This window comes from Bifidobacterium boum (assembly GCF_000741535.1).
GTDB lineage: Bacteria > Actinomycetota > Actinomycetes > Actinomycetales > Bifidobacteriaceae > Bifidobacterium > Bifidobacterium boum.
Genome location: NZ_JGYQ01000016.1, coordinates 446,748 through 458,475, shown reverse-complemented (window position 1 = coordinate 458,475; position 11,728 = coordinate 446,748). Strand labels below are relative to the sequence as shown.

Sequence of the window (11,728 nt, the reverse complement as noted above, 5' to 3'; positions counted from 1 at the left end):
AGCAACACACGAATCGAACGGAAACCCGTAAAGGAATAACAATGACCAGTACGAAACCATTCCTGTCCAGACTTGTCGACGAACCGCATGCCGTGGTGTTCGGCGGGCAGTCCACACCGTGGACGATGGCGCTCGCCGACGCGATGGGCGACCCGACTCTCGCCGCGGACCTGCGCACCCAAGTCCTTGCCGCAGACCGTCTGCTCACCCCCGTGGCCGCCGATCTGCTCGCCGTGACCGGAAAACCAATCGACGTGTTCGGATTCAAACCGTCCGGTGCTTCGCTCGGTGTCGCCGCCGACGCGTCGGTGAGCGTCGAAGGCATTGCGCTTACCCAACTTGCAGCCATTATGGACGCCGTGCATCTGGGATACAATCCCGTTTCGCAACCGATGGCGCTGCTCGGCCACTCGCAGGGTGTTATCGGTGTGCATATGGCGCGTGAATTGCAGCATGCCGGTTCGCTCGAAGCCGCCCAAGAGCCGATTGATGAGATTCTCGCCATCGCACGCCTCATCGGTGTCGCCGGCACGCGCCAGGCCCGTTTGCTAGGCCTGCATGCCAAACTGGAAGGCGCCACCCCGATGCTGTCGGTCAAGGGGGCGAACCGCAAACAGACTGAAACGCTGATTGCGCGTATCCCGGCCACCCGCGGGCCGATCTCCATCGCCGTGGAGAACGCCCCCGACCATCAGGTCCTGTCCGGATACCCGGAGGATCTGGCGCTGTTCGCGCTCGCCGCAGGCAAGGAGCATCGCAAGCAGGCGCGTCTGCGCGAGCAGAAGGTACGCGGTGGTTCTGTGTTCGATCCGACGCTCGAATACCTTGACGTGACGCTGCCGTTCCATTCCCCGCTTATGGCTGAGGCCGTCGACCAGACGGTCGCGTGGGCGCAGGCGTGCGGCTTCGATGGGTTGCGTGCCCGTGAGCTTGCCGAAGAGGTGCTGATCAATCATGTGGATTGGACTGCCCGTGTACGCAAACTGCTTGCGTCCACCGACCCGTCCGCATTGTGGATCATCGATATGGGGCCGGGTACGACCGCCGGCAAACTGGTCGCCGCACTCGCCCAAGGCAGCGGTGCCGGCGTGGTCGAGGCGGCCAGCTCCGCCGATCGGGCGGCGCTGTCTACACTGACCGGCGAGCCTGAACGTCTGCAGAACTGGAATGTGTATCGTCCGCGTGTCATCCACACGCCAGCCGGCGACCGCATCGCCACGAAATTCAGCGAGCTGACCGGCAAGCCGCCGATTCTGCTGGCCGGCATGACCCCGACCACCGTGGACCCGCAGATTGTCGCAGCCGCGGCGAACGCCGGATACTGGGCCGAACTCGCCGGTGGCGGTCAGGTGACCGCCGAGGTGCTTAACCAGCATCTGTCCGAGCTGGAAGATGAGCTCGAAGAAGGCCGCACGGTCGAATTCAACGCGATGTTCATGGACCGCTACCTGTGGAACCTCCAGTTCGGCACGCAGCGCCTGGTGCCGAAGAAGCGTGCCTCCGGCGCTCCGATCGACGGCGTGGTCGTGTCCGCGGGCATCCCGGAATTCGACGAAGCCAAGCAGCTCATCGCATCCCTGCGGGCGGACGGCCTTCCGTATGTGGCGTTCAAGCCTGGCACCGTCGATCAGATCCGCCAGGTGGTGCGCATCGCGAAGGCGGTCGCCCCGGTCACCATCATCGCCGAAGTCGAAGGCGGTTCCGCCGGCGGTCACCATTCCTGGGAGTCGCTGGATGATTTGCTGCTCGACACGTACGCTGACGTGCGCGGCTGCGAGAACCTCGTGCTGGTCGCCGGCGGCGGCATCGGTACGCCTGAACGCGCTGCGGATTACATTTCCGGCGAATGGTCCCGCGCTTACGGCGAGCCGGACATGCCGGTGGATGGTGTGCTCGTCGGCACTGCCGTCATGACCGCCAAGGAGGCGCACACCAGCCCGCAGGTCAAGCGTATGCTCGTCGAAACCCCCGGCATCACACTCGAACAGGGCGGCGACGATCCGTTCGCCCCGCGTGGCGAACGCTGGGTGCCGTCCGGCAAGGTGGTCGGCGGTGTCAGCTCCGGCTTGAGCCATTTGCATGCGGATATCTACGAGCTGGAGAACGCGTCAGCCCGTTGCGGCCGTCTGCTGGTCGAGATGATGAAGCACCCCGAGCAGATTGAGCCTCGCCGCGCCGAAATCATCGACGCGCTTGACAAGACCGCGAAACCGTATTTCGGCGACGTTGCTTCGATGACCTACCGCCAGTGGGCGCAGCGGTTCGCTGATCTGTCCTTCCCCTGGGCCGACCCGACCTATGCAGACCGCTACCTGCACCTGCTGCAGCGCATCGAGGCCCGCGTTCGTGACCAGGAATCCGGCGAGTTCACGCCGTTGTTCGCCGTGCGCGCCGATGTGGAATCCGACCCGCAGCAGGCGCTGAACCGGCTGGGGGAGCGCTACCCGCAGATTAACACGCTTGAAGTCGAGCCGACCGATGCCGCATGGTTCATCACTTTGGTCAACGAATACCCCAAGCCGATGCCGTTCGTCCCAGTGATCGACAACGACCTGCTGCGTTGGTGGGGACGCGACCAATTGTGGCAGTCCGAAGATCCGCGCTACAGTGCGGACGCCGTGCGCATCATCCCCGGCCCGATCTCGGTGGCCGGCATCACGACCATCGACGAGCCGGTCGCCGATATTCTCGGACGTTTCGAACACGCCGCGCTGGAACGCACGCAAGCCTTGGCGGCGCAGTCGGACGAGCCGGCTGTCAACGCCCTCGGCACGCTCGCCGGAGCAGGTGACGTGCAGGCGTACGTGCGCAGCTGCCCGAACATTTCTTGGATCGGCCACGTGACCGGCAATCCCGCATATGGAACGGCTGCGGATGACGCAAACTACCGTATCGACGAAGTCGGCACGGACGGTGACAACACGCTGCTGGATCTGGACATCCACCTCGACACCTTCTGGGACAAGGATCCCGACGGCGGGCTCGGCAAGCACGCGGTGCGCGACATCGTGATTCCACTGATCGTGAGCGACGCGGATCGCGGTCGTCTGCCGGTCGTGGACCGCGAGCGTCTGCCCGAACATGTGTACGCGATGCTGGCCGCGGTCGCCGGTATCGGCAACACCGCAATCACTGGGGACCGGCTTACCGCAATGCCCGAAGTCACGCCGGCAGACGATACCGAGCGCTACCCCTTCGGCCAAGCGCACACCCAGTACACGCTATCCGCGAATCTTGGCGTCGACCATGAGGCTGCGACCGCCGGGATTATGCCGGGGGATCTTAACGCTTCGCGTATCGCCCCCGACGCGCTGGTAGGCCCGGCATGGCCGGCGATCTACGCGGCGCTCGGCTCGGTGAGCGTCAACGGCTACCCGGTCATCGAAGGCCTGCTCAATGCGGTCCATCTTGACCATCTCATCGAACTGCAAGTGCCCGAACGTGAGTTGCTGCGTCACACTGGCGAGCAGATCAGCCTGACCAGCTGGGCGGACCCGTACGCCGAATCCGCCTCCGGGCGCGTGGTTACCATCCATGTGACGCACACCGCCGCCGACGGCACGGTACTTGCCCATGAGACCGAACGCTTCGCCATCCGCGGCCGCGCCTACAGCGACGAGCTGCCTGTCGAAGCGCCTGATTATGGCGAATATCTCACCTACCGGGATCATCCGTCTCATACCCCGAATGAGGATGACGCGAAGGACCAGGCCGGCGAGTCCACCGAAGCGACCCCGCGCCGCCTGCTGCGTCGCGTCACCGTCCGAGCCCCGCATGAAATGACCGCATTCGCACGGACTTCAGGCGATTTCAACCCGATTCACACCTCCGTGCGCGGCGCTGCCATCAGCGGCCTGGACGCTCCGCTCGTGCACGGCATGTGGCTGTCCGCCACCGCCCAGCATGTGGTGCAGGCGAGCGATGACAAGGGCATGCATTACGAAATCGCCGGCTGGACCTACAACATGTACGGCATGGTCCAGTTGGACGACCAAGTGGAGATCACCGTCGAACGTGTCGGCCATATCCGTCATGGCGGGCTGCTGCTCGAAGTCACCTGCCGCATCGACGGCCAGCTAGTTTCGCGCGGCACCGCCGCCACCCGCCCGCTCGTGTCCGCCTTCGCCTACCCGGGCCAGGGCATCCAAAAGCAGGGCATGGCTCTGGATGAGCGTGCGAAATCACCGGCCGCCCGCGAAGTGTGGGAACGCGCCGACGCGCTGACCCGAAGCAAACTCGGCTTCTCAATCCTTGCTGTTGTGCGTGACAACCCCAAGGAACTGACCGCCAACGGCGTCACTTACCGGCACCCCGACGGGCTGCTCAACCTCACCCAGTTCACCCAGGTCGCGCTCGCCACGGTCGCATTCGCACAGACCGCACGTCTGCGCGAAGCCGGTTGCGATTTGTGGCCGTCCTACTTTGCCGGCCATTCGCTCGGCGAGTACAACGCGCTGAGTTCCTTCGCGGGCATCATCCCGTTGGAAACCGTGCTCGAACTCGTGTTCCACCGTGGTTCCACGATGCACCATCTCATCGAGCGCGACGAACAGGGACGCTCCAACTATCGCATGGGCGCGCTGCGGCCGAACCAGTTCGGCGTCGGCGATGACGGCGTCGAAGAGTACGTCGAAAGCATCGCCAAGCAGTCCGGCGAATTCCTGCAAATCGTCAACTACAACCTTGCAGGCCAGCAGTACGCAATCGCTGGCACAATCGCCGGGCTCAAGGCACTGAAGGCGGATGCCGCCCGCCGCGTGGCGGAATACGGCGGCAAGCCGGCCTTCATGCTCGTTCCCGGTATCGATGTGCCGTTCCACTCGAGGCTGTTGCGCAAGGGCGTGCCCGAATTCCGCGACAAGCTTGACGCACTCCTGCCGCAGTACATCGACTACCAGCGTCTGGTCGGACGGTACATTCCGAACCTTGTGGCCGTGCCGTTCGAAATGACACGCGATTTCGCGCGCAAGATCCTCGACGTCGTGCCGTCCGAACGCATCAAGGCCGCGCTCGACGACCCGCAGGTGTGGGATTCTTACGCCGCCGACGAGCAGAAACTCGGCCGCCTGCTGCTGACCGAACTGCTGTCTTGGCAGTTCGCCAGCCCGGTGCGATGGATCGAAACGCAGGACCTCATGTTCCGCGCGACCGCACACGACGGGCTTGGCGTGGAGGAATATGTCGAGGTCGGTCTGGGCAACGCCCCGACGCTCGCGAACCTCGGTACGAAGACCTTGCGTCTGCCGCAGTACACCGGCCGTCATGTGACCGTGTACAACGTGGGGCGCGACGAGGGCCGGATGTACATGACCGATACCGATCCGCTCGTTGAGGTTGAGGACGAGGAGGATAGCGCCGCCGCGTCCGCCGCACCCGCTGCTGCTCCTGCGGCTCCCACCGTCGCGGCGACGCAGACCACACCGGCTGCTGCCTCTGCGGCCCCTGCTCCTGCTGCCCCCGCAGCCGCATCCGGCGAACGGCCGGCGGATATCCCATTCCATGCCTCCGACGCCATCGCAGCGCTGCTCGCCTACGCGGGCAAAATCCGCCCCGACCAGATCGGCGACAACGACACGACCGACACGCTCACCAACGGCGTCTCCTCCAGGCGCAACCAGCTGCTCATGGATATCAGCTCCGAACTCGGCGTGGCCAGCGTCGATGGCGCCGCCGAAGCTCCGGTTTCCGCACTGAACAAGCTGGTCGACAAGGTCGCCCCGAATTACAAGCCCTTCGGCCAGGTGCTTGCGGACATCGTACGCGACCGCATCCGCCACCTGTTCGGTGCAGCCGGCATCAAGCAGGCCCAGGTCGAACAGCGGGTGACCAATACGTGGCAGCTCGGCGAAGGCTGGGCGTCCCACGTGCTCGTCGCTCTCGTGCTCGGCACGCGTGATGGGGCGTCCTCGCGCGGCGGGGATCTGGCGACTCTCGGTACCGAAGACGCACAGAATCAGGCTGCTGCCAACGCGCTGATTGATACGGCGGTCCAGCAGGTGGCCGCAAGCCGCAACATCACGGTCGCGCTGCCGTCCGCTTCCGGCGTCGCCTCGGGTGCGGTGGTCGATTCCGCCGCGCTTGACGCCTTCGCCCAGCAGGTCACCGGTTCCACCGGCGTACTCGCCTCCACCGCACGCTACGTGCTTGACCGGCTCGGCTTGAACACCCCGGCCGCCCAGCCGGAAGACAACGAGGACGCGGCGGTGGTCCAAGCCGTCGCCGCCGAACTCGGCTCCGACTGGCCCAAGCAGGTCGAACCGCGCTTCGACGCCCGTAAGGCCATCGAATTCGACGACCGTTGGGCAACCGCCCGCGAGGACCTCGCCCGCCTGTACTACAACGACGACCGGTCGGTCGCGGAGCGGGACTTCACCGGCGCCGGCGACGCGGTATGCAAGCAAGCCAAGTGGTTCGCAGACAAGGCCGAACGCGAGGACAACCGCGATCTCGCCGCGATATACGACACCATCGCCACCCAAGCGCTCGCCGACCCGAAGACCGACCCTGCGGCATCCCGCTTCGCCGGAGATATCGCCGTCGTCACCGGTGTCGCCCCGCGTTCCATCGCAGCCCAAGTCGTGTGCGGCCTGCTCGCCGGAGGCGCGACTGTCGTCGCCACCTCGCATAGCTTCAAACCGTCCGTCAAACAGTGGGCGAAGCAGGCATACCGTACGTATGCCGCCGCGGGAGCCCGCCTGTGGCTCGTCCCCGCGAACCTGTCCAGCTACCGTGATGTCGATGCGCTGGTCGATTGGGTCGGCCATGAGCAGAAGAAGACATCCGGCGCTACGACCACGGTGATCAAACCGGCGTATGAGCCCACCCTGTTCTTCCCGTTCGCCGCCCCTCCGGTTCATGGCACCATGGCCGATTCCGGCGAACTGTTCGAATCGCAGGCGCGCCTCATGCTGTGGGGCGTGGAACGCGCGATCACCGGTTTCGCGGTCATCGGCTCGGACACCGACGTGCAGCACCGGCTTCACGTGATTCTGCCCGGTTCGCCGAATCGCGGCATTTTCGGCGGCGACGGCGCCTACGGCGAAGTCAAGAGCGCGTTCGACGCGATCGTCAACCGCGCCCACGCCGAACGCGTGTGGTCCGGCCGCGTCACCTTCGCCCATCCGAAGATCGGCTGGGTGCGTGGAACCGGTTTGATGGGCGGCAACGACCCGCTTGTCGAAGTGGTCGAACGCCACGGTTTGAAGACCTATTCGACCGCGCAGATCGCCGTCAAGCTCCTCGAACTGTCCACGAAGGAAGCCCGCGAACAAGCCAAGATCGCACCGCTGGATGTGGATCTGACCGGAGGCTTGGGCGGCGAGCCCATCGATATCAGCGCTTTGCGCCGTGAGGCCATGGAAGATGCGGCACGCGCCGAATCGCAAGCCTCCGACAACAGCCGGAACGCGGCAACCACCGCCACGGCGATCATCAAGGCCCTGCCGACGCCGCGCGTACCCCGCCAGCCTGACATCAATCTCGACGACTGGAGCAATGTCACCGCGCGTCCTGAAGACGAAATCGTCATCGTTTCCGTCGGCGAACTTGGCCCGTGGGGTTCCGGTCGCACCCGTGCCCAGGCGGAGCTCGGCATCCACCCCGACGGCAGCGTTGACTTGTCCGCGGGCGCTGTGCTCGAACTCGCGTGGAATATGGGCTTGCTCACTTGGCAAGACAGTCCGAAAGCCGGCTGGTATGACACCGACGGCAATCTGGTTCCCGAAGAGGATATCGCTGAACGGTACCATGACGAGGTCGTGGCGCGCAGCGGTGTCCGACCGTTCGAAGACGGCATGGGCTCCGACTACCTTCGTGACGGCGAGCGAGGCGGCAATGACGAGGAAGAGGCTGAAATCTTCCTCGACCATGATGTCGAATTCTCCGTACCCACCGAGGATATGGCCCGTGAATACGTCAAGCTTGACGAAGCGCACACCAGCATCCGCGAAGATACTGAAGCAGGCGAATGGGTGGTCACCCGCCATGCCGGCTCGATGATTCGCGTGCCGCGTCGCGCAACCATGACCCGAACGGTCGGCGGCCAGTTCCCCAAGGGCTTCGACCCGCTCAAGTGGGGCATCCCCGCTTCGATGGTCGGTGCGGTGGACCCGATCGCCCTGTGGAACATCGTCACCGCGGTGGACGCCTACCTGTCCGCAGGCTTCACGCCAACGGAGATCCTGCAGGCCGTACACCCCTCCATGGTCGCGGACACGCAAGGCACCGGTTTCGGCGGTATGCAGTCGATGCGCAAGCTGTACCTCGATCGCTTCCTCAACCATGAGATTCCGACCGACATCCTCCAGGAGGCGTTGCCGAATGTGGTCGCCGCCCATGTGATGCAGTCGTACATCGGCGGGTACGGCAATATCATTCAGCCGGTCTCTGCCTGCGCGACCGCTGCGGTCTCCGTTGAGGAAGGCGCCGACAAAATCGCGCTCGGCAAGGCTGATTTTGTGGTCGCCGGCGCCATCGACGACATCGGTGTTGAATCCGTCATCGGTTTCGGCAACATGAACGCCACCGCGAACGCCCAAGAGATGTACGCCAAGGGTATTGACTCGCGCTTCTTCTCCCGCGCGAATGACCGTCGTCGCGGCGGTTTTGTCGAATCGCAGGGCGGCGGCACGATTCTGCTGACCCGCGGCGATATCGCGCTCAAGCTCGGCCTGCCGGTCGCCGGTGTTGTCGGATTCATCCACTCCTACGCTGATGGTGCGCACACCTCGATCCCCGCTCCGGGGCTGGGTGCGCTCGCCGCCGGCATGGGCGGCCGTGATTCCAAGCTGGTGCATGATTTGGCGCGGCTTGGTGTCACCCCGGACGATATCGCCGTGGTTTCCAAGCACGACACGTCCACGAACGCGAACGATCCGAATGAGTCCGAGCTGCACAACACGCTTGCGCACGCCATCGGCCGTACCGAAGGCAACCCGCTGCTCGTCATCTCCCAGAAGAGCCTGACGGGCCATGCGAAGGGCGGCGCCTGCGTGTTCCAGATCAACGGCCTGACCCAGCTGTTCCGCACGGGCATCGTCCCGGCGAACGCTGCGCTCGACTGCGTCGATCCGAAGCTCAAGCGTGACGATTTCATGGTCTGGCCGACCATCCCCATCAAGGTCGGCCCGGTCAAGGCGGGATTGGCGACATCCCTCGGTTTCGGCCATGTCGGCGGTTTCGTGGCGATTGTCAGCCCCGGCGCCTTCGAAGCCGCGGTCGCTCACACCGCAGGCGATGAAGCGCTCCAGGCGTGGCGCAAGCGCGCGAACAGCCGTCTGGCTGCAGGCCATCGTCGTCTGGAAGAAGGCATGATGGGCCATGCCGCGCTCTACGAGCCAATCGACGAGCGCCACTTCCGCAAGGACGGCCACGGCTACGACGCGCATGAGGTCGAGAAGGCGATGTTGCTCGATCCGAACGCCCGCCTTGGCGCTGACGGCTACTATGCAGCCTGATCGTCTAAGATGCTGAGCCGGCAGGAATCCGGCACATGATGCTGCGTCTGCCGACGCTGAGAAGCTTCTCAGCGTCGGCAGACGCAGCATGCGTGTATGTAATGGTCAATCTCGACTGAGATGATGACATGAATGGCTGTTTTGCATCCGGCAGATGGCGACGGGAAAGGAAACGCGTTGAGCGACCAGATTGATGATTCAGGCATGGCCTCCGGCGACCAGCCGGAACACACCGAACAGTCCGGCCCACCGGCCTCGATACCGCAACCCACGCCAGTCAACACGAACGGCGCGCACGCCGTCCAAGCCTCGCACTATCAGCGGGTTGCGCAGCAGGGGTACGCTTCGCCTCAACCACTGGTTCAGCCAGCTCAGCCAATCCAGCCGCAAGGATATTCGTTCCAACCATCGGCCAAGCCAAGCTACCAGCCTTACCGGCAGATTCCGCCGTACCGGCCGTATCACACCTATCCGCAGCCTGTGCTCCCACCTCGACAGGCCCCAAGCGGTAGCGCAAACGCTGCGATGCGAGGTGTTCCTTATCCGTATCCTCCGGTTCCGCTGATACCGCAGGTCCCGGTGTATCCGTCGGCGCCATACCAAACCGGAACGTACTTGCCGCAAGCTATGCCGCAATCCCGGCGGCCCGCATGGAAGCCTCAGCGCGTACTCACCTACGCCCAGCAGGTGCGTCGTGCGGTTGGCCGCGAGGCGCGGCTTGTGCTGTTCTATTGCGTCGTGATGACGGCGGTCGCGCTGGTCGCCCAGATGACCATCGCCACGGTAATGATCCTTCAGGGCACTCCGGAATCGGCGATTGACGGTGATGCCTTCATCAATCGGATATCCGGTGCCGTCAGCCTGATCGCCCTGGTCGGATGCGCGATCTACCTGGCCCTCATGCGTTCGCGCGACCCGTTATGGCACGGGTTGCCGCGCGAACTGTGGCTGGAGCTCGCTGGCCGTGGGCAGCGCGCGCATCGCACGATGACCCCTGTTGTCTTCCTTATTTCCATCATGCTGATTTTGGGGGCCTCCGACGTCTACTCGTTTGTTCTTGAGCCGGCGCTTGACTGGCTGTCCGGACTGTTCGGGGCGAAACCTGACACGGCGATGGACAGCATCGACGCGTCGATGGGCACGCTCGCCATGGTCCTGTATGCCGGGTTCTTCGGCCCGATTATGGAGGAGCTGCTGTTCCGCGGCTTGGTGATGCCGGCGCTCGCCCGCTACGGCAAAGTGTTTTCGATCGTCACGAGCGCAGTGCTGTTCGGCTTTTTCCACACGGATTTGCTGCAAGGCGCATACGCGATTCTCGTCGGTCTGGTGTTGGGCTATATCGCTACTGAATATGGGCTGGTGTGGTCGATCGCGCTGCATATCACCAATAATTTCGTGTTTTCCGACCTGTTGTCCCGCCTCTTGGCGGTGATGCCGCAAACCGCGCAGAATGTTGTCGGCTTCGGGCTGTATATCCTTGTCGGAATCGGCTCCCTGCTGTATCTCATCCTGCGGCGTGGCAAGATCCGCGAATACATGCAGACCAACCGCAGCCTCAAGGGCACGCTCGCCGCATGCTGGAGCTCACCGTGGTTTCTCGTGTTTCTGGGATTGTCGTTCGTGTTCGCATGCGTCAACGGGTTTACGACGGCATGATGCAGGCTCGGGGCGGCGCAGTGACAGGGGTGGAATCGGGTGATTTGGACGGTATCGTGGGGCTCGGCCATGATGTCGTGGCATTGGATGCTTTCGCCGAGCAGCTTGAGGAGCCCGGCGGGGGCATGCGCCGCCTGTTCTCGCCGCGTGAGTTGCGGCAAAGCGCGCTGCGTGGCCGGCTGAAAGCCGATGGTGAGGGCGTGCATCTTGCCGCACGGTGGGCCGGCAAGGAAGCGGTGATCAAAGCGTGGTGCGAGGCGCTGGGGGAGTGCGCCCCGCTTCCGTACACCGTGGACACCATCCCGTGGGCGGGTATCGAGATTCTTGATGATGCGCGTGGCGTGCCGCATGTCGTTCTTGCGGATGCGGTCGCTCGAGCGTTGGAAGATTCCCTGGATCAAGCCACTGATGGGTCTGCCGGGCGGGGGCGCGCTGCCGGACGGGGAAGCGCACGGTATCGTTGGCATATTTCGTTGAGCCATGATGGGCCGGTCGCTTCAGCGGTTGCCGTATTGATCACCGACCGGGTGTAAGACATTCAGCCGTGCCCGGCTTGGGGCAGCGCCGATGCCGGCGCACTCGATGCGTGGAATCGAGGTGATCGCGGGCAGTCCGGA

At 64.2% G+C, this 11,728-nt stretch carries 3 protein-coding genes; all 3 read left to right on the top strand.

What is annotated here, in order from left to right:
- The first annotated feature begins 41 nt into the window (after positions 1-41).
- The 3 genes from BBOU_RS07795 (at position 42) to BBOU_RS07785 (ending at position 11,644) form a co-directional block, all read left to right on the top strand.
- Positions 42-9,455 carry a type I polyketide synthase gene (locus BBOU_RS07795; protein WP_035142644.1) on the top strand — a complete coding sequence of 3,138 codons (9,414 nt, stop codon included), beginning with the start codon at positions 42-44 and terminating at the stop codon, positions 9,453-9,455.
- A gap of 132 nt (positions 9,456-9,587) precedes the next feature.
- Entirely contained in the window at positions 9,588-11,111 is a 1,524-nt protein-coding gene (locus BBOU_RS07790) for a CPBP family intramembrane glutamic endopeptidase (RefSeq protein WP_035142524.1), read from the top strand.
- Positions 11,111-11,644 (top strand): holo-ACP synthase, encoded by a 534-nt coding sequence (locus BBOU_RS07785; RefSeq protein WP_051616829.1) that lies wholly within the window; start codon positions 11,111-11,113, stop codon positions 11,642-11,644. The genes BBOU_RS07790 and BBOU_RS07785 overlap by 1 nt, the downstream gene beginning before the upstream one ends.
- The last annotated feature ends 84 nt before the right edge of the window (positions 11,645-11,728 follow it).

Bases quoted from the DNA above. Each gene is read 5' to 3' on its own strand.
- BBOU_RS07790 (WP_035142524.1), top strand. From the start codon at position 9,588: ATGGCTGTTTTGCATCCGGCAGATGGCGACGGGAAAGGAAACGCGTTG.
- BBOU_RS07785 (WP_051616829.1), top strand. From the start codon at position 11,111: ATGCAGGCTCGGGGCGGCGCAGTGACAGGGGTGGAATCGGGTGATTTG.
- BBOU_RS07795 (WP_035142644.1), top strand. From the start codon at position 42: ATGACCAGTACGAAACCATTCCTGTCCAGACTTGTCGACGAACCGCAT.